The 20,300-nt window shown below is 44.5% G+C and carries 18 protein-coding genes and 1 riboswitch; of the genes, 4 read left to right on the top strand and 14 right to left on the bottom strand.

The features are described from left to right. Positions 1-78: 78 nt before the first annotated feature. Positions 79-1,389, top strand: a complete 1,311-nt coding sequence (locus DK187_RS01925) for an NAD(P)/FAD-dependent oxidoreductase (protein ID WP_111605653.1) — start codon at positions 79-81, stop codon at positions 1,387-1,389. A gap of 308 nt (positions 1,390-1,697) precedes the next feature. Here DK187_RS01925 and DK187_RS01915 read toward each other — a convergent pair whose 3' ends face one another. From DK187_RS01915 to DK187_RS21465, 4 genes are all read right to left on the bottom strand, one after another. Next, positions 1,698-2,444 carry a SapC family protein gene (locus DK187_RS01915; protein WP_111605652.1) on the bottom strand — a complete coding sequence of 249 codons (747 nt, stop codon included), beginning with the start codon at positions 2,442-2,444 and terminating at the stop codon, positions 1,698-1,700. Between the two features lie 273 nt (positions 2,445-2,717). Then, positions 2,718-4,244 carry an adenylyltransferase/cytidyltransferase family protein gene (locus DK187_RS01910; RefSeq protein WP_204355565.1) on the bottom strand — a complete coding sequence of 509 codons (1,527 nt, stop codon included), beginning with the start codon at positions 4,242-4,244 and terminating at the stop codon, positions 2,718-2,720. A gap of 82 nt (positions 4,245-4,326) precedes the next feature. Next, positions 4,327-4,791, bottom strand: a complete 465-nt coding sequence (locus tag DK187_RS01905; protein ID WP_223232274.1) for a GNAT family N-acetyltransferase — start codon at positions 4,789-4,791, stop codon at positions 4,327-4,329. Between the two features lie 56 nt (positions 4,792-4,847). Further along, positions 4,848-6,143 carry a methyl-accepting chemotaxis protein gene (locus DK187_RS21465; protein WP_111605649.1) on the bottom strand — a complete coding sequence of 432 codons (1,296 nt, stop codon included), beginning with the start codon at positions 6,141-6,143 and terminating at the stop codon, positions 4,848-4,850. Positions 6,144-6,485: 342 nt separating this feature from the next. On the opposite strand from DK187_RS21465, the gene DK187_RS01895 reads away from it, so the two are divergent. Further along, a complete protein-coding gene (locus DK187_RS01895; protein WP_162623467.1) occupies positions 6,486-8,474 on the top strand; it encodes a HAMP domain-containing methyl-accepting chemotaxis protein in 1,989 nt (662 codons plus the stop codon). 203 nt (positions 8,475-8,677) lie between these two features. Next, positions 8,678-9,145 (top strand): hypothetical protein, encoded by a 468-nt coding sequence (locus DK187_RS01890; RefSeq protein WP_111605647.1) that lies wholly within the window; start codon positions 8,678-8,680, stop codon positions 9,143-9,145. Positions 9,146-9,162: 17 nt separating this feature from the next. Here the strand turns inward: DK187_RS01890 and DK187_RS01885 are convergent, their stop codons facing one another. From DK187_RS01885 to DK187_RS01840, 10 genes are all read right to left on the bottom strand, one after another. After that, on the bottom strand, positions 9,163-9,969 hold the full coding sequence (locus DK187_RS01885) for an ATP-grasp domain-containing protein (protein WP_111605646.1): 807 nt from the start codon (positions 9,967-9,969) through the stop codon (positions 9,163-9,165). A gap of 131 nt (positions 9,970-10,100) precedes the next feature. Then, positions 10,101-10,538 (bottom strand): hypothetical protein, encoded by a 438-nt coding sequence (locus DK187_RS01880; protein ID WP_111605645.1) that lies wholly within the window; start codon positions 10,536-10,538, stop codon positions 10,101-10,103. Positions 10,539-10,727: 189 nt separating this feature from the next. Next, a complete protein-coding gene (locus DK187_RS01875) occupies positions 10,728-12,755 on the bottom strand; it encodes a phosphatase PAP2 family protein (protein WP_111605644.1) in 2,028 nt (675 codons plus the stop codon). Between the two features lie 102 nt (positions 12,756-12,857). Continuing rightward, a complete protein-coding gene (locus DK187_RS01870) occupies positions 12,858-13,019 on the bottom strand; it encodes a hypothetical protein (protein ID WP_223232275.1) in 162 nt (53 codons plus the stop codon). Positions 13,020-13,051: 32 nt separating this feature from the next. Continuing rightward, positions 13,052-13,414 (bottom strand): HepT-like ribonuclease domain-containing protein, encoded by a 363-nt coding sequence (locus DK187_RS01865; protein ID WP_111605643.1) that lies wholly within the window; start codon positions 13,412-13,414, stop codon positions 13,052-13,054. Continuing rightward, the gene (locus DK187_RS01860) at positions 13,411-13,701 is read right to left on the bottom strand and encodes a nucleotidyltransferase family protein (RefSeq protein WP_111605642.1); all 291 of its coding nucleotides are present in this window, start codon (positions 13,699-13,701) and stop codon (positions 13,411-13,413) included. Before DK187_RS01860 ends, DK187_RS01865 begins: the two co-directional genes overlap by 4 nt. Before the next feature lie 99 nt (positions 13,702-13,800). Then, positions 13,801-14,697, bottom strand: coding sequence for an EamA family transporter RarD (gene rarD, locus DK187_RS01855; RefSeq protein WP_111605641.1), 897 nt, complete (start codon positions 14,695-14,697; stop codon positions 13,801-13,803). A 238-nt stretch (positions 14,698-14,935) separates the two neighbouring features. Then, a complete protein-coding gene (locus DK187_RS01850; RefSeq protein ID WP_111605640.1) occupies positions 14,936-15,256 on the bottom strand; it encodes a phospholipase effector Tle1 domain-containing protein in 321 nt (106 codons plus the stop codon). 5 nt (positions 15,257-15,261) lie between these two features. After that, positions 15,262-15,852, bottom strand: coding sequence for a hypothetical protein (locus tag DK187_RS01845; protein WP_111605639.1), 591 nt, complete (start codon positions 15,850-15,852; stop codon positions 15,262-15,264). Beyond that, the gene (locus tag DK187_RS01840; protein WP_111605638.1) at positions 15,845-18,748 is read right to left on the bottom strand and encodes a phospholipase effector Tle1 domain-containing protein; all 2,904 of its coding nucleotides are present in this window, start codon (positions 18,746-18,748) and stop codon (positions 15,845-15,847) included. Before DK187_RS01840 ends, DK187_RS01845 begins: the two co-directional genes overlap by 8 nt. A 204-nt stretch (positions 18,749-18,952) precedes the next feature. Further along, positions 18,953-19,148, top strand: a riboswitch (FMN riboswitch). Positions 19,149-19,297: 149 nt separating this feature from the next. Here DK187_RS01840 and DK187_RS01835 point away from each other — a divergent pair. Next, on the top strand, positions 19,298-20,206 hold the full coding sequence (locus DK187_RS01835; RefSeq protein ID WP_111605637.1) for a DMT family transporter: 909 nt from the start codon (positions 19,298-19,300) through the stop codon (positions 20,204-20,206). The last annotated feature ends 94 nt before the right edge of the window (positions 20,207-20,300 follow it).

Genomic DNA, 20,300 nt, shown 5'->3' with positions numbered 1-20,300 from the left:
GCGACATCGTTCAAAGATTGAGCTTGGCGGTTAAAGAAAAAATACGAACTTACCCTTATTTTATGGAATGAAATCGATATGTTGGCAAAAAACAGATCGACGTACACCAACATGCCTTTTTGGTTGGCCGATACGTCTTTGGCAAGCAAGATTCACTCAAATGCTCGCTTTGAACTCCCACAAAAAGCCGACGTGGTGATTGTCGGTGGTGGCTTTACGGGTATCTCTGCGGCCATTACCTTGGCACGAGCGGGACTCAACGTGGTTTTGCTGGAAGCGGGGCGTTTAGGTGAAGGCGCAAGTTGTCGAAATGGTGGTTTGCTTGGGCCGAGTTTTAGTAAATTAGGCGTCGACGGTCTGGAGCGACAATACGGTCGAGACAATGTGCATTCGACCATTCGAGAGAGTCTGGTGGCGTTTAATTGGCTGGTGGACTTTATCAAAGAAGAGCAGATTGATTGTGATTTGTCCTTGTGTGGTCGTTTTCGTGGGGCCAGTCATCCGAGTCACTACGCAGGTTTGATCGAACAAGCGGAAGAATTGGCGAAAGTCGTGGATTTTCCAGCGATTGCGGTGAGTCGTCAGGATCAATTTGACGAGGTAGGCTCTAATGCCTATTACGGTGGGGTAATCTACCCGACCGACGGTACCTTACAGCCCGCTAAGTTACACCGCGGATTGTGTCATATCGCTCAGCAAGCGGGTGTATTCATGCTAGAACACACCAAGGTTCGAGGCATCAATAAACAAGGTAATCGCCACACAGTGACATACGATGGGGGCAAGATCGATGCCGATCAAGTCATTATTGCGACAAATGGTTACACTGGCGGCGAGTTTGATAAATTCAAACGTCGTGTGATTCCGATTCGTTCCGCGATGATTGCCACCGAGGAGTTGCCTGAATCTGTGATTCGTTCTGTGAGCCCGAAATTACGTGCTCATGGCGGTACTGAGCGTTTGGTGGCCTATTATCGACCCTCACCAGACGGCAAACGCATCTTGTTCGGTGGTCGTGCCTTTGGCCGTGGCGATCAGCCACAGCTGTATTCAAAATACCTGCAAGACTTTATGATTCGCACTTTTCCTCAGTTGGAAGATGCGAAAATTGATTACGCTTGGTCAGGTTATGTGGCGTATACTTTTGACCATGTGCCACACATTGGCAAGATGGACGACATGCACTATGCCATGGGATATTGCGGTTCGGGTGTGGGCCGTGCGAATTATTTTGGTCGTAAAATCGCCCAACAGGTGTTGAATCAAGCGGAAGGAAAAACGTCTTTCGACCAGTTTCCGTTCAATACACGTCCGCTTTACACCGGGAAACCTTGGTTTTTGCCAATGATCATGAAATGGCACGACTTCGCCGACCGTCGCGGTTGGTAGTCGCATTCGTTAGAAACGCCTGATTTTAACCTCTCAAAACCTCAGTTAACCGCTGGGGTTTTGTTTTTTACGCCAAAGGTTTCAGCAAACACACCACGCGTTTTATTTCGTTAAAGCTAAGTTTTTTGTGAGGGTTGGCGCTTTTTTCGTTGGTAATCCGGTAACACAAACCAAGCTTCGATGTGAGGTTTGCTGTTTACTGTAGAAGGCTTAGTCTGTCGTTTGTTTTTTCAGTCCTCATAAACAGAAGCCGTCTTAAATAGACATTTGAAACGGCTTTTATGAACTCTAATATAGGAGACGTTAGCTTATTGCAGGCTACTTTTTGCTTGCTGAGGTGTTTCAATGGCACTGAAACCTTGTTTAAGCAAGGCTAGACGCTCAATTTGATAAAGAGAAGTAAGGTGGGAATAAAGCGGGGCTAAATAACCCTTTTCTTTAATTTCAAGGAATTTTTTATCAGAAAGGTTGTTTAGACGCTCTTCATTGATCACGTAGCAACCGGTAACGTTTTTGATCTGATCGGCGGCTTTAACACGCATGTTTAGTGACGTGAACAAGTTGTTCTCAGTCAAAAAGTGGCAAAAGGCTTTAGTAAACTCTTCCATTTGTTGTAGTTCGCCTAAATAGCGTTTTACATTTTCAATAACTTCCGTTGGTTCCCCTTGATCATTGAACAGTGGTTGACCGTCTTCTGTGCCCACATACTTACTGTCTTCATCAATGCATACCGTAAAGTTGTCTTGATCGGGATTTTTAGCCAAAGCGAATGGGTAGCGACGAATGATCGCAGGAATGTAAGATGCTTGCCATTTGCCATCTTCACCAATGAACAGGTTTTCGCCTTCATCTAGGCCAAGTAAAGCAACAGGTTTAAATTCATCCTGAGACTTGTCTTCTAAAAAAACAATCGGATATACCGATGCCGCCTTAACAAACTCATGCACCATTACCGACGCGATATGAAATTTGCTGGCAAAATCGAAACTTTCAATGGTCTTCACTTTTAAGTTAGCGTGCTGTTCTTTATTTATTGGTGTCAATTTAGTGAACATTGCATTAAGTCCTTAAGTATTCCTTTTTAAAATTAGTAAGAGGAATTGGCATCAGTGTATTTTTATTAGGTTAATCTAACTTTATTTGAAAAGCGATAGAATAGATAATTTGTCTAACGGCGTATGCAATTACGTTCAGTAGTTTTGCCATTTTTTCACTACGAAACAATATGATGGCGTCTTATTTAGTGGTATCCAGCCAGCTTATTTTCTTGCAATTCGTCCCATCTGATTGATTCAACATAAAACTCAGCTATCACAGTAAGATATTACTTATTTGGCGTGTGTCTCGTTAAGCGTTTTTAGGATGTGATTTTTCAAGTCAGTGGTTGACACGTTTGCAGTGCGTGGGGCGTATACGACGTGAATATGGTCTTGGCCTAAGCGTTCGCTAAGGGCGTTCCAACGCTCACTACCTTGCCATTCTTCGCCACAAATCACCTTGTTGATCTTGAGAGAGGCGATCCATCGGGCGGCGGCTTCGGTTTGAGACATAGGCGCACCAACCAGATGTACTTCGCTGACAACAGATAAGGCACTGAGTATGGCCATGCGGTCTTGTTCTGGCATGACGGGAGCGTAGCCTTTACTTTGTTTGCCAAAGGCATCGGGAGCCACCCCGACCACAAGAATATCGCCTTGTTGTTTGGCGTAATTCAGATAGTTGAGATGCCCTTGATGGAATAGATCGAAGTAGCCTAATGCGAGTACGCGCTCTTGCTGACTTTTCTGGATTGGCGGCTGGTTCTTCTGGATTGTCTGAAGGTGTTTCTCGATGGCGGACAGTAATGGATCGTCTGCCTGATGCCGCCGCAAGGTAGAAAGGATGCTCAGCGCTTTTTGTGTGTTGCCTTTGCTCCATTCACTGTAAAGATGTGAGTAGCCATAACACAGCGCGAGCCAAGAAAAATGCCGTAAGTTGGCGGCGGATACTATGGTGTCGAAATACGGATCTGGAATACGCCAATGTTCGCCATAAAGGGCGGTTAAAAACGCATCGGGTGCTGTTAAATGCCATATTTCACCGGCAGGAGACATTTTGGCGTTAAGCTGAATCGGGGGGAAATAAGTGATGCGGTTCCAATCAAAGGGAACCTGATCCATCCAAAGTCCTGATATGGTGTCACCTGAAGGAAGCTCGGTGCCATACCCGCATACATCCATGGTGATGCCAGAAGCTAGGTGTTTAAAACAGCGAGGGTTGATCAAACCATACGAGCGCGATGTTTCCTGCCAACCTAGTGCCGTCAATGCCTTAATGGTGTCGGGCATTTGCTGCCAATCGATACCAATATCTATGTCTTTGTCGTTTTCTAGTAATTGCCCTGTGCGCTCAAGGCCGAGTAAGGTACCAGCGGTAGCAAAGGCATAAATATTGTGTTGTTTCAATGCAACGAGTGTCGACCAAAGTAAGGACTCCGCCGCAGCGCGATCAAACCCTGGGGGTGTTTTTCGTGGCTGAGGCGACACAGCGGTAAAGGCGGAAGGCTGAAGGTAAAAAGTCCCAAGCGCCTGATGAAAGGCTTGGGAAGCTTGGGGCAATAAGCGATTTTGTTGATAACAATGCCCTAAAATATGATACGCCTCATGGATGTAAGGTTTTTCAAGTAACAGAGCTTCAAGCCTTTCAATCCATGTACTTCCTATACCTTCTAAGACCGCCAACTGAGCGAGATAGATTTGCGGAATAATAAACTCAGGAGCTTGTTCATAAACACCTTGAAAAAGCTTTTTAGCGTCTTGATATTGCTCCGCTCGAAAATGCTGCATGGCGAGCTGTATTTTGTCATCAATCGTCATCTTCTTCCTGCAAGGCATTATGTGATAGGGATCAGTATTTTTCTTACTATGAAGGCAGGCAGGGGAAGTGCCTCTTGATATCTTAATCTAATACCTTGAGCAAGCACACCACACGTTCTATTTCATTAAAGCCAAGTTGTTTGTGAAGGTTCACGCTTTTCTCATTAGTAATCGGGGCGTCGCTGCCAAGTTCCTGAAAACCTTGTTGTTTGGCCCATTCTTCAGCGGCATGAATTAGAGCTTTGCCAATGCCTTGTCCTTGGCAATCTGGTGAGACAAACCAAGCTTCAATATAGGGCGTGGTTTGCTGACTGCTACCAGGTACATTGTTGCGAAGGTTTAGCTCGATAAATCCGACCATCTTTTGTGAGTCATCAAGCGCCACCAAGACCTCTTTCACGTTGGAAATATTTTCTTGATTTGAGTCGTTTCCTTGAAAAAAAGCATCAACTTCCCCTTGGCTAATGTCTTTTATGGCAGGCAGAAAGTCGACTCTTAACGTTGACCATGACATTGCCTCACAGGCTTTTATTCTCCTGATTTCCATCCTCATTCTCTTGGTAAGTTTCAACTGTTTACAAGCTAAAGATTGCATCCTATTAGTTAGGGCTTCATGGTTTCAACCATTTCTAAAAAGCGAGAGACGCCTTTGGTGATTTCATCAAGACCATTGGATACTTCGATAATACTCTCTCTGCCGTGCAAAGCGGTGCCACTCACTTCTCTTAGCATGATATCTATTTCATTGATCAACTTGTGGTTTTGTTCAACCACGTTGGTAATTTCCGCGGTAGCAACGGCCGTGTTACTGGCCAGTTTTCGAACTTCGTCTGCTACCACAGAGAAGCCTCTGCCTGCGTCGCCAGCACGTGCGGCTTCAATCGCGGCGTTTAATGCGAGTAAGTTGGTTTGATCCGCAATAGAGCGTATGGTGACGACAATATCGGCGATGCTTTTCGATTGCAGTTTGAGTTGTTCACCCGTTGCTGAGGCCTTTTTAATATTTTCAACAATTTCTTTTGAGGTTCTGACCGAGGCTTTAAGAATACTCACCGCATTAGAGGACACATGGCTGGTTTGTTCTGAAGTAGCGGCGGCCAAATTGACGGCATTAAAAGCCGCGTTAACGCGATCCGTTATGTCCGAAGCGAACTTTATGACCTTGTAGACTTTGCCATCTTCATCATAAATAGGGTTATAAGTCGCTTCTAGCCAGATAATATTTCCATTACCGTCAAAACGTTGGAAACGGCCTGATGAATGCTTGCCTTTTGCTAAGTCTGACCAAAAATTTGGGTTGTCTTTATAGAACTTATCATCGCAAAACACTTTATGGTGTTTGTTTTGAATGTCTTCAAACTTGTATTTCATGGTTTTAAGAAAGTTTTGGTTGGCGGTTAATATGTTGCCTTTGGGATCGAATTCAATCACCGCCAAGGAAGTATCTAAGGCTTTTAAAACCGCAATTTTATCATCAAGCGATTTTTGTTTTTCACTAATATCGTTGGCAATTTTCAGTATTTTGACCACATTACCGCTGTCGTCAACGATTGGAAAATAACTGGCTTCTAAATGGATAGAAGAATGGTCTGCTTTGAAACGTAAAAACGTACCATGTAAAGACTGCCCTGAGGATAGATCCGACCAAAATTTTTTATACTCTGGTGAGCGAGTATATTTCTCATCACAGAAGAGTTTGTGATGTTTGCCGACAATTTGTTCTAGTCTGTAGCCTACAGCCTTAAGAAACAGCTCATTGGCATCAAGAATGATGCCTTCTTTGGTAAAGCTGATAGCCGCCGTGTTCTTTTTGATGGCTGTTAATTCGTTTTCACAATCAATTGTATATTCTGTTTTGTGCTGTGGTGTTTTTTCTTTATGTCCTTTAAGAAAAAGCATTTTACGATCCTCAAGCTGATAAATAACGAGACGCCGCTCTAAATATGGCAGAAGTTTTAGGTTATTTCAGGGCTATTAAATGTTTATTTATGTAAATTATTGAACCTTTATCGCGATACTTTGCCGTTTTTTGTAAGTATAGGCAAAAAGATATGAAGAGCTCCTCTCTATTCAAGGAAAATAGAGCGAAATGAGATAAAAGTGGGTTTAAAGGCTTTTATTAAATGTAACCCCTTGTAATGTTTCGCTTACAGTCGTGTGACAAAACATAACATGAATCATGCGGTGTTTTTTACCGCATGCTCTATTGTTCAGATGGTATTTTATAGGAGATTTTTTATCATGCTCAGTTTTTCGCGGAAATTGTATTTGGGTTTTTTTGTGGTGCTTGTACTACTTAGTTTTGTAGGCGTTGCTGCTTATTTTGCTTTGAATACGGCATCGTCAGGTTTTGAACAGTATCGCTCGCTTGCAAGATCCACCAATGCAGTCAGTCAAGTTGAAGAGCGCATGCTGATGGTTCGTCTTAAAGTAAAAGATTTTTTACTGACGTCTGATGAAGAAGACAAACGTACGTTTGATCAGTATTTGCAAGAAACTCAGCAACATGTAGATCAGGCGATAGCGAACATAAAGAACCCTGAACGGGTCAAAATCATTAATAATATTGCAGTCAGCTTAAAGGAGTATAATCAAGGCTTTATTGCGGTTACTACTCTGCAAAAGCAAAGAAATGAACTGGTCAATAATGTGTTAAATCTTTATGGCCCTATTGTGGAGAGAGACTTAACCAAAATATTGGTTTCAGCGAAAGACGATGGTGATATGTTTGCGGCTTATCACGCGTCGTTAGCCATGCGAAGCATGCTACTGGCCCGAGTAAATGCTTTAAAGTTCTTAGACTACAGTACACAAGAAGCCGTTGACAATGTGCACAAAGAATTTGCAGAAATGAATGCACAGTTTCAAATTTTGAAGAAAGAACTTGAAAACCCTCAGCGTATCAACTTACTAGATGAAGCAATAAGCAGTGCAGTGCTCTACGAACAGGGCTTTGATGCTGTGGTAAAAACGCAATTTGAACGTAATGTGCTGGTAGACGAGAAATTAAATCAAACGGGTCCTTTAGTGGCCAAAATGGCGGAAGAGCTAAAAGCATCCTTCCAACAAGAGCAAGATATTCTTGGGCCTGAATTACAACAAAGTAATTCGACCGCGATTATTGTCATTGAAGTGATGGTCGTTTTAGCCATCGTATTTGGCATAGCGACCGCTCTCTTTATTACTCGTTCTACTCTACAAAGCTTGGGTGGCGATCCTATGATGGTCACTAATATTGCAAGACGTGTCTCGGAGGGCGATCTAGATATCGATTTACCCAATAATAATGAAGACAATGCCAGTTTGTATGCCGCTGTGAAAGTGATGGTAGGGAGTTTGCGAGACAAAGCGCGCCTTGCACAAAGCATTGCCGATGGGGATTTATCGTCCAAAGTAGTATTAGCGTCTGATAAAGACGTATTGGGCAAGGCATTGAGAGACATGGTCAAAAACCTTAACAATGTCTTGTCAGAAATCCAAAGTTCTGGGGATCAAATTGCCGCTGGCAGCTCACAAGTATCCAGCTTTAGTCAATCGCTTGCCGAAGGTGCGAATCAGCAAAAAGACAATTTACAGACCATTTCTGCTGCCCTCGAAGAGTTGTCAGTACAGACCAATGAGAACGCAACAGGGGCAAAACAAGCCAGTCAATTGGCCCTTACGGCACAAAAAGCGGTTGCACAAGGCCAGTCGCACATGCAAGACATGGTAACGGCAATGAACGAAATAAAAGACGCAGGACAAAGCATTGCAGGTTTTATTAAAACCATCGATGAAATCGCCGAACAGACCAATTTATTAGCGCTAAACGCTGCGATTGAAGCCGCGAGAGCGGGTGAGCAGGGTCGTGGCTTTGCGGTGGTGGCTGACGAAGTGCGTGGCTTGGCATCAAGAAGTACCGCGGCAGCCATGGAAACCGCTAAGTTGATCCAGCTTTCTTCTGCTAAAACTGAAAGCGGTGTTGCCATCGCACAAAATACGGCTCAAGCGCTTCAAGCGGTGTTTGACGGCATTAACGAAACCACGGATTTGGTGACGAAAATTGCCTCTGCCAGTGGCGAGCAAGCACTGGCAGTCGATGAAGTAACACGTGCAATTGTATCCGTTGGCGATGTCGTCGAGCTCAATGCCGCCGCTTCCGTTGAAGGCGCGGCAGCGGCCGAACAGTTAAGCAGTCAAAGTGCGGTAATGAGAGACACCATGGCGCATTTCACTTTAGCAAAGAGCTAAGCGTACTTTTAAATAATAATGCTAAAAAAACCGTTAGTACCTGCAAGGTGCTAGCGGTTTTTGTTTTAAATGGGTCAAACCGTAGCAATGTTTGCTTGTAATATGTTTCTGTTCCAATCTTCCTTCGTTTGCTGAAATGGCGTATTGTCATTTAGTTGATTGTTTTTTATTCAAAATGGAAAATAATAAAAAGGAGAAGAGCTTTGAAAAACTATAATAATCTATTCTTTATCCTTGTTTTACTTTGCTCGCCACTATTTGCGGCGAGCAAAGCGTCGATTAACGAACTGAATGCTTGCCGTGCTTTGGTGGAATTTGTGGATTTGAAATTAGATGAGTTTGCCAGTCATTACACCGTGGAAGACATGGATTTGGTTCACAAAGGTTTATCGGCTTACCGCGATTTTCTACAAAATGATGTGATAACGCCCATGTTATTAAACATGTACGGCGGGAATACGGATCAGGCAAAGTTAATGCAAAATTTGTTTGATCGACAAAAAGTGACGTTTTTTCGTCATCTTAACGAGCGATATTCCGAAAGAAAACTGTTCACTGAATACGCGGCGGCGATAAACGACTGTACCGCCAAAGCTCGTGTTCGGGCAGATGTTGCCAAAGCCTTAAACACGTCTTTGAACGTGATGATAAAGCTAGCTCGGCAGAGCTAGCTTTGGTGTCGTGATTATTAAAATCCGCTTGGCTGATCGATCAACATGGCGGTTGATAATAAATACTGTTCGTTTAGATAACTGAGCAGTTCTGTGTTCACATCTTGCTGAATATTTGGCAGCCCTTGGTTACCAAAAATGCGATTTATTTCAATCACGTAGGGCACAGATCCGACCATGGCGATGTCGAAGCCAGCGTGGTTAATGTCGAGAGATTGCGCCAAAAAGGTCACTAAGTCTTGGGCTTCTTTGGGAATCAATGCCACTTCCACTTGTCCGCCTTGGCTGATGTTGTTGTGGAAACCATTGTCTGACTGTAGACGCCAGTAACCACTGACAATCTTATTGCCTACCCAAATAACGCGCATGTCTCTGTCTATTGGTAGATATTCTTGCGCGTACAAGACATCTGTTTTCGCCACATAATCGCGCCACTGGCTCGGTGTTTCGATTAAAAACACACCATTTCCCATACTGCTACGAGGAATCTTGGCAACAAAAGGCGACGGCATTTCGTCCCAAATTTTATCCGCCTCGTAAGGTGTATTGGCGGCTATGATCGTATAAGGATGCTGATGCGGCACGACCGTTCGAAATGTGCGTGTCATTTCGACTTTATCGTGTCCTATCATGTATGACGCAAGGCTTGGAAAAATACGCTTTTTTAGCCCATGAACCAACGCGGTAAGCTGCCAGTATTGTGGGAATAGTAGCCAATCTGCCTCTTTGATTTCCTCCAAATGATCGTACATAGACTCGGGTTTAATGTATTTAACCTGAGGTAAATGGAGGGTTCTTAGTGCGTCAAACGAGATGATATTCATTATCTATAATCAATAGCCAAACATGGCGCGATTGTGGGGCTTAGCCCCTTAAAAATAAACAAAAAACAGCGTTTTTAAATACCTAATAGTTATAATAGATGTCTTTTTTTGTTATTTTCATTCTAACGCACTTAGTGTCCACGAGGGGCGTACTTTAGAAAAACACCCAAAGAAATGAGCAGGAAACCTGCGCTTATAACGATGGCGACAGGGTAGTATAAATTGCCTGCCATATCGAGCTGGCTGTATTTAATCACCATGATTAGGCCTTCTAATGCCATCGCCACGCAAACGGTGCCAATAAAGCGCGGTAAAGTGCGTCTGAGTAAGACAATAACGTCATGTTCATTGTCACTGCCGTATTCTTTATTGATCACCATCGCCAGTTCAAACACCGCGATTGCGATAATATTTGAATTAATGATTTTGATAATCACCTGAGTAAGGCTTTCACCATGGCGATATTCATTGATGGCACCGCCAAAACTGGCAAGAACCACGAAGCCTGCAAGAGTGAAAAAAATCGTTGCAAAGGTTTTAGCAAAGATTTTTTGGACATTAAAGTGCATGTTAAGAATCCTCTGTGTCTAACGATGTTCCTAACAATAGAGATTTAAGGGTAAATAAATAGGCCAAGCAATGCGTTACTGCAAAGCTTCCTTGTTGATGACAAAAACAGTTCATTTTTTACGGTGAGGAATAAAAAAAGGGCGAATGGCTGTTCTGCCTTTCGCCCTTTGAGTTATGTTTCGTTACGTCTATTCCGTTACGAGGAGATCTACTCCGTCGTTATTGTACTCAACCTTGGCTTTAAAGCCTTTTGTGAGTACTTGTTCAAATTTTCCACGCCAGTATTTAGCCTTAATGAGAGGGATACGATCACCGACCTGTGGTTTGGCGAGTGCATCAACGACCAAGCTACCCTCTTGAATCATGGCGGTATTTTTTACTGTGAGAGCAGGCTCGTTAGCTTGGTCTAGATGGATCGTGAGCATGCCGCCTTGCTGTTGCAAGTTGTTCACATTCAGCCCGCTATCGATTAACAAAACCCCGTTCTCTATAAACACATTGCCAGAACCAAGCGCAGTACGGGATTGCGCCTCTAGTACCCCTGCTTTTAAATGCGTTCCACCGCTGTAGCTATTGTTGCCTGTTAGGGTCAACCAGCCCGTGCCTTGCTTGGTTAATAAGCCTTTGCCACTGATGTCGTTACGCCACCAGTCATGGGCATTAAATCGACCTTTATCAGCGTCCATGGTCACCGTGACATCGCCAAGGAACGCGCCGTATCCATCCGCTGCGGTGATATAATCCAATCGCCCCCACCCGTTTGATTCGTCTAACACTGGGTAGCCGGAATCAATGGAAGTGGTATACAACACAGCACGGCGTTGTTCAGCTGTTAAATAAGGCTGGCGTGTTTCCAGTAGTACTTCAGCACCTTTTGGAACGATAGGCGCTTGTCCTGCTTTACTCTTGTCTTGAGTAAAGCCATAAGTCATACGGAAGCGATACAGTGCTTTATTGTGGTCATGGTCTGCCCAGCGATCTGAAGAATCTTGCTGGTGCGCAAGATCGTAAAGTGATTGGTTACTAGAGAGTTTAGAGAAATACTCTGCAGAGTTCTCATAAGCGGCTTTTTTGAGCTCAGCATTTTGGCTATTTGCCAAGGCAGCTGCCGCGACGACTTGAGATTGGATACGTCCGCCGATGACATCGAATGGTGAGTGCATACTCGCTACAATGCGGCTTTCACCTAGTTCGGATCCACGAGTGATCATTTCGGCAAAGCGTTCTGGAAAAGCGTATGCGTATGCCCAAGAGGCTAGATACCCCGCGTTAGTGTGACCACTTGGGAAAGCGCCATCTTTACGTCGGCCATCTTCTGCTTTACGGCGTTGGTATTTAAGAGAGGGAACGATGGCGACGTTGGTATCATAAAGCTCGAATGTTTTATCGCCTAGAATTTCTGTATCCGCTATTCCGTCATTATTATTATCCAAAGGAACCACTTGTCCTTTGTCATTCATGCGCCATGGACGAGGGGAAGAAAATACATATTTTGCTGGTGAGGTGGAAGCTGAACTTTCACGAAGCAAATGTACCAAGTCAACGACCTTGCCTAATTCAGAAGAAGACAAACCTTTTGCTTTATCATCATCTCCACCTTCGGAATAATTCAGTGTCGCGTTGGCGTCAAAATAAGCGGGATCGGACGATGCTCTAGTAACATCGTTAACGGTATGCAGCGGCACATTCGAATGTGCTTGAGCGCCTTTTATATAGGCGTTAGTCAGTGGTCCGAAGCCATCAATCACACTAACATTCTTGTCTCGACGATCATCCAAATAAGCATCCAGTGTTTGTTGATACGTCCGATTATGAGTGACTTCTACTACATAGGCGATGTTTTCTTGCCATGCTATTGGGTCAAGAATTTTGACGTTACTAAAATCTGCAGGGCCTTTACTGTTTGCACTGCCGTTTGCCCATTGTTCGTCTCCTAGCGTCCATACTTGGTTAAATCCAGAAAGCAGTGTAAGAATGGGGTTATAGTCGGGGTCGTATTTATGTTCGTTACTGTTGTTTTCAATATTGTCCACAGCAGGTAGAGGATACGACACAATTGGCGAGGGAACGGTCAGCTCGTAACCTATACCTATTGGCGGGGTTATGGATTCAGTGCTTAGTTGATTTGCACAGGCGCTCAGAAAAATGATAGTGCCGATGGTCGTTACGAGCGGTTTAAGTGTTGTTGTCTGAACTTTTAATAGCCTTGTCTTCATGATGTCGAATGTCCATTCGTTTAATTAATAATCATTATTATTAGTTTGCATCATGGTTGTTAAGATTAGATGACGAGCGATACGTCATCTAATCATGAGGGCTTAAAGCGCTTTTTTATCAATAAGTGTGGTTGTTTTGGCTTTACGCATACGACGAATAGAGTCGAAAATTAGCATCGCAAGGGCTGACCAAATCAACACAAAAGTGGTGAGTTTTTCTGGGCTTAATGGCTCGTCGTATAAAAATACCGCCAGAAAAAACATGCCAGTTGGGCATAGGTATTTTGAGCAATATTTTATTTGTCGACTTTGAGCTTGTCCTGAATGCTAAGTAGTTGTTTTAGCAATGTCGGTAGTGCTGTCTGAACGGTATCCCATACTACATCAAGGTTGATATCAAAATAACCATGAGCTATGCGATTTCGCATTCCGCGCATACTACGCCATGGGACTTCAGCGTGTGCTTGTGAAAATTCGGGATAGGTATCCATTATTTTTGTCGCAGCTTCACCAAGAATGATTAGACTCATGATAACGGCTTGCTGAGTACGCTTATCCTCCTGAAAGTCATCTTTATTTAAACCTTCAACGAAACTACAAGCATCCGTTGCGGCCTGCTGCATGTGCTCTAGGTAATCGGGTAGCCGATTTTCGTTCATACAGGTAATGCCTCGGCAAGCACCTGAGCGCGAAATTTAATGGGTAAGTCTTTTGGTGTGAGCAAATCAACATGAATTCCGAGTAATAGCTCTAGTTCTGCTTGCAAGCCACCTAGGTCGAACAATGTTGTACCAGGTAACGCATCGACAAGCAGGTCAAGGTCACTGCCATCCTTATCTGTTCCATATAACACTGACCCAAAAACGCGTGGATTCGCCGTGTGAAAACGATTTGCAGCTTGGCGAATAGCATTGCGTTTTTGGTTAAGAGCAATGGAAGGACGCATAAGTATCTCCAGTTATCACAATTTTTTAAAATGGTAGTCTGTTGATAATGATGCTTCAAGGATTGTTTTCATGTGGATCACGGAGCATAAAACTTTTCCTCAAATAATGGCGGACGTTTTGACTTTACGCATACGACGAATAGAGTCGAAAATGAGCATCGCAAGGGCTGACCAAATCAACACAAAGGTGGTGAGTTTTTCTGGGCTTAATGGTTCGTCGTATAAAAATACCGCCAGAAAAAACATGCCAGTTGGGCCGATATACTGGAAGAATCCTAGCGTTACCATGCTGACTCGGTTTGCCGCGGCGGCGAAACACATCAGTGGAATCATAGTCACAGGGCCGGCTGCAAACAGTAGCCAATTTAATGTGGCACTGTTTTCAAACATGTTGGCACTTGGCGATGGGCTCAGCATTAAATAGGTTAGAGCGAAAGGCAGCAGCAGCGCCGTTTCGATGGCCATACCGGTAAAACTATCAACGGCGACTTTTTTGCGCACTAGGCCATAAAAGCCAAATGTCACCGCCAGTACCAGCGCAATCCAAGGTAATGAACCAAACTGAATCACTTCAAAGGCAACCGCACAAAAGCATAACACCACGGCCGCTTTGCGCACCCGATCCAGCTTGTCTTTGAAGAAAACCACGCCCAATAAAATGCTAATCAGCGGGTTAATATAATAGCCCAAGCTGGCGCTGAGCATCTTGTTATTCTGAATGGCCCAAATAAACGTTCCCCAATTGACGGCGATCAGCACCGTTGACACCAACATGGCCAATAGCATTTTACGTGATTGCAGAACGGTTTTGATCGCATCGGTATAACGAAGCAAAAGGATCAATACCAGTACGATGACGCAAGACCAAATGACGCGATGAGCGAGAATTTCCGTCGCAGGCACAAACGACATTTCTTTAAAATAGATAGGCGCAATCGCCCACAGAGTAAACGCTGTTAACGCGTAGAAAATGCCGCTTTTTGATGAGGTTTGCATTGAAATAATCCTATTCAATGAATGTTGTTTTTAGGCATAAGAGTGTATAGCAATACTGGTTAAATGGTCAGATTTTTGTTGTGTTAGAAAATATTCCATCCTTTATACGCTCAGTTACAGCATATAAAAGGCTTTTCTTTAAACCCCGAGAGCATGAATAAGGTGGTTAGGACCAATAGCAGCTTAATCTTAATACGGTGAATCTGGGAGTGGGGTGGGCGACATTTCGCCTTTACCATTAAATAGAACAACAACATCTGTAGAATCGGAAGGAGAACGACCCAATGATTGGGTTCTGATTGTATTGAACAACAAACGGATAACCACCGCCAACGTCGGTATGAGCGCCGGGGAAGACCTCTTCATAAAAATTAGGTGGTAATTTACCTTTGGTTTTTAAGGAGGTCAGTGGAAAGTTGATTCTGTATTCATGGTGAGCACAAATCTGAAAGGCTCGGCCAACGTCTTTGGAGTTCAAATGCAGTTTAAAAGGCGCATTGCGGTTATCACCGGGCAAGTAAAACGAGCCCACTGTGTCAAACAACCCAACAAAACGCACACAGCTTAATCTGCATACGGCGAATCAGGGAACGGGGTGGGTGACATCTCACCTTTGCCATCAAATAGAACAACGACATCTAAACCTTTTATCGGGGAATCAATCACCCAACCATTCGGGTCGGCACCTTCTTTACCGCTACAATCCCTACGATGAGAAGGGCAGTATAAAGAGTATAAAATTTGTACTCTCTCTCTCTCTACCAGTACTTGCATTGAGCCATTTTCTTCATCGAAGTTTTTGTAGTAATTCAGTAGAGTACGAATCTTTTTTTCCGCTAACTCGCTGTCTATATCGGCGGAAATTCGGTAGAAGGCAACATATCCCTTAGCATTTGGTTTTTGTTTTGCCCAATAGCCTTCAATGTGTTTGGGGACTCCCATACGACCAATGTCGGCACTGGCTCCCGGGTAGCCATTGACTGCACCATAACCAAAGCCGCCACCGCCGCCTAACACATCGGCGACACTAATAGGCCCTATAACATAAGGGCCACCTAGGCTGCCGCCATTACCGATACTAGCCACGTAAAAGGGCTTTTCCTCGCATCCCGAGAGAAAGAATAAGGTTGTTAGGATTAATAGGACTTTATTCATTGTCGTACACTTCCCTGTTTGGGGTTTTGATTGGTTCGTCAGGCTGATAGCGCTTAGATGCTTTCAGATTGGCGATAGCGTCCACTAGCTCATCTTGTGTCGTAGCGCAGCCAGGATTGATAACTTTATCGTGAGAACGATGCACTGCATCGATTGGAAGTAAACGTTGCCAATGCTCAGGAGTAATACTACCGAGTTTTTGATTCGCTAACATTGGCCAAACATCATTTTGCGCAAAGCTATCATGGTAATCATGTTCATCGAAAGCTTTTACATAGGCATCATCATTCCACTCAACCCCAAACCTTTGTGCTTGTTGTTTCATGCGCTCTTGTGCGAGTCCGGCTAAACTAGCATCAATAGGTTGTAGGCGGTAAAAGTACAAGACAGCGTCTTCTTGTTCTACTTTGCCATGTTGTTCGTAAGTTGCTTTGCATTCTGCTTCCCACTCTGTTTGGTGGCGTTGCTGTTCCTGATAAAACAGCTTATCGAAGTCCACGAGCCTGCCTTTATAAGCGTATTCCTCTTTTTGATCTTGATAAGATAGTGTTTTGATAAGCTCTCGATTATAGGTATTGTTCGTGGGGATTCCATAATGCTCTGGTAAATCGGTTTTCTTGTATTGCTTAATAAAGGGATAACCGCCCCCCACGTCGGTATGGGCACCGGGGAAGACCTCTTCATAAAAATTAGGCGGTAATTTGCCTTTGGTTTTTAACGAGGACAGTGGAAAGTTGATTCTGTATTCATGATGAGCACAAATCTGAAAGGCTCTGCCAACGTCTTTGGAGTTCAAATGCAGTTGAAAAGGCCCATTGCGGTTATCACCGGGCAAGTAAAATGACCCCACTGTGTCAAATAATCCCAAAAAGCGCACACTGGCAGAGCGTTGCTTGTCTACTTGGTAACCCGATAGGCTGTTATAGGTGCCGCCTTGTGTTGTGCTCAGTAAATTTGGCATCACTGAACTGAGGTCTTTGCTGTTTCTGGTCTTGGTGTAGTCAGGTAAGCCCATTTTTAACGCGTTCACAAAGTGTCGTGCTAAGGCAGCGCCACGACTAAAGCCAAACACATCAAAAGTGATATGGGTTATGTATTCATATTGTCCATTTAATTGTAGTGCAGTATTTATCCGTTCTAATTCTTTTAGGAGAGTCTGCCATTTCTGAAATGCACCGTTGTCATCATAGACGCCCATGGCGCTGGACGGTTTGCTTTCATCTTCACCGCGATCAATCACCTCTGGCGTTTGCCACGCTCCATCTAGAGTACCAACACCCGAGACATAGATCTTAGCGGATTCCCCTGTCTTTTCTGGGTACGCCTCAAACAGTCGCGCGATGTTGGAGCGGGACTTATCGCCATTGTCTTCTTTGTAAGTGTCATTTCTATTGTTTTGTCCTGTGCCATCAAAAAACACACCGATGCGTAAGATGCGTTCGGGTTTGACGTTGACCAGCGGCAGGCCTTTTTTTACTTTGCGTTTTTCCAGTGTCAGAATGGGCGCGCTGTTGGTGACGGTGATGCTGGATTCATCACTCACATAGTGGCTGTTGTGTGGGTTGTTGTATTTGCTGGGCGCTTCTGGCGGGCATTCAAATCGATCAAAGACCACGGGCTTTTCCGTTTCACTAAGCTGAATGGTTAATGTATCGCCGATTTTTAATGCCAGTGGGTTGTCGTGGTAACTGTGGTTTTGGTTCAGCAGTTCTTTGGCTGATAAACCGTATTGTTTGGCAATGTCTGCCCAGGTTTCCCGTTGTTGTGTGTTTGGGTCTTCTATGACGGTATGGGTCGTGGTGTCGGCTTTAATGTTTGCTTTTTCGTAGTTGTCTCTTTCCAGTAGCGGTGTTTGGGTGACTTTTAATAAGGCGTCGATGTCTAAATGCACACCGTGTTGTTCTAGCCATTCTGGTGAGACTTGGTTTAATTCAGTATTGCTCAGAGACTCAGCTCGGTAGACTAGATATTGGTCTTTCACCACTTTGCCGGCGACTTTCCAATACACTAACAATGACATACTGGCGTGATGGAAGGTGTAATCGGCCATGTTATCAGGCATTGGACTGAAGGTTTCGTCACCTTGCCATTGGTATTTTTGGACGAGGGTATTGCCTTTGAAATGGTAAAGATAACCTGTGGTGGCAAAACCTAAACGCTCGCCGAATTGCACGGTGGGCATAATGGGGATAAAGGCATCATTCACCTTGCCAGACCCTAATGGCACCATGGTGACATTTTTTAGAGAAAGCCCCATGGTGTTTCGAGTGGCACGGAAGTTCAAGTTGTGCGGCGCATTGGAGTCGGTTTTTAGGGTGTATTTTGTGCCATGGGGGGGCGGGCTTGCGGTCCAATTACCTTTTGCTATTTTATTTTTTGTATCGAATAATTCGGTACTCAGATTCACGGGGAGGCTCGGTTTCTTGGCGGAAAAAGCGATTTCAATATTGTATTCGTAAGCAAGCGGCGCTGGATGCGGTCGGGAACTTCGATCAGGCACGACAGGTTCTGGTGTGTAATCTGGTTCTTTAGCGGGGTGAAGATTGCCCCGGTTATGATTGTCGAAGGCGGCCGATGAGGAACCTTGCCCCATCATATTAAGACGTTGTGTCAGGGCGGTTAACGCGGAGGGCTGAAAGCCAGCTTCGGCATCCGGGTTGATTTCCCATCTGCTGGCACCCAGATTTTTACTTGGACGAATAAGTAAGGGCGTTGTGGGGAAGTCGGTAGAGAGAACGTATTCTCCGGCAGACACCTGCTCCAGTAACGCCGCAGCATTCATGCCTTTAGGGAGAATAGAATGTAAGTCACGCTCGTTTATTTGCTCCAAGCGGCCTTCCACAGAAGAGAATTCCATCTCCATTAAGCTCTCCAGCTTAATCAGGCGGTATGTCATAAACAAATCCTTGTCATTGTTTGTGATTTATATGGTCCACAATTTTACTGCCCTGTGAATATGTGTGCAAATAATAAGTTAGTTGGGCTGTTTATAGCATCCGGTTTCGTTACTTAAGAAACAGACCATTTCATTTGCGTACTGATTGAACGTATTGCCTAAGCTGGGGGATGGGTTTAAAGTTAAACCATAAATTTTACATTAATCGAACTTCGGGGCGGGGCGAAATTCCCCACCGGCGGTGATTTGATGGGATTGAAAAATCTATCAACAGCCCGCGAGCGCCTTGTTTCTTACGTTAAGAAAGGCATCTTAAGACATGTTGTCTAAGAAGCAAGGGTCAGCAGATTTGGTGAGACTCCAGAGCCGACGGTCATAGTCCGGATGATAGAAGATCGACCAAGCAGCACAAAAGTCATTGCTCTCTATGGAGTGATGATGCTTTGCGTTGGCGTTGCTTATGCGTTTTATCTTGCGTGTTTTGCCATGCAAGAGGCTTGGTATATTCCTCATCACCCCTGTGCATCTTACTGATTGGAGAAACCAAAGATGGCAGGCACATTCTTTATCATGATCGCGTGCTTCACGTGGGCGCTTGATACGTTAATTCGTTACCCTTTACTGGGTGAGGGTTATTCTACTCTGCAAATTGTTTTAATCGAACACCTTACCTTGGTGTTGTTTGTCGCGCCTATGTTGTGGCGTTATCGTCATGTGTATCGCCATATGTCGATTAGTGGCTTTTCCTGTTTGTTCTTTATTGGTGGTATTGGTTCTGCCATGGGCACCTTGGCGTTTACCGAAGCTTTTCACTATTTGAATCCTACCGTGGTGATTTTGCTGCAAAAGCTGCAACCCATCGTGGCAATTTTGTTGGCGTATTGGTTACTGAAAGAACGTATTGAAGGGCAGTTTGTCCGCTGGGCCGCGGTCATTTTGCTGGGCAGTTTTGTGATGATGTGGCCGGATTTACGTCAACTCGGCGACGCGCAATGGCATTATTCAAGTGACACAACAAGCATTATGAAAGGCTATGGTTACACCCTAATAGCGGTGATCGCCTGGGGCGCAGCAACGGTTTGTGGCAAATACTTATCCCATCAACACATGCCAGCCAACGCCATTATGTCGGGGCGTTTTGTGGCGGGTTTATTGGTGTTATTGCCCATGGCACTGGCGCAGTCGGAAAGTTTAACCCCCATGACCTCGATCGATCTGAGCTTAGCGATTGTTATGGCTTTGCTTAGCGGCTTCATCGGCATGTGGTTTTACTACCAAGGGCTCAAAACCGTACCCGCACAACTTGCCACCTTAGCCGAGTTATCGTTCCCTGTCTTTGCTGCGGTGATCAACTGGTACTTCCTCGACATGGGACTAACCGCCTACCAAATCATCGGCGGCTTGATGCTCATCCTCGGCAACATCGGTTTGCGCATGAAAGAACTGAAAAAAGCGTAAGCGATCTTATATTAGCCCTCTAAAACGATACAGTCAGTTCTGCTAATCTAGCTTGCTTTCGGCATGTTCCAGGGCAACAGCGCTTCGATTTTTT

Origin of the sequence: Marinomonas arctica (assembly GCF_003259225.1) — a bacterium.
Taxonomy (GTDB): Bacteria; Pseudomonadota; Gammaproteobacteria; order Pseudomonadales; family Marinomonadaceae; genus Marinomonas; species Marinomonas arctica.
The sequence above is the reverse complement of the archived record's forward strand: the minus strand, read 5'-3'. Positions and strand labels throughout refer to the sequence as shown.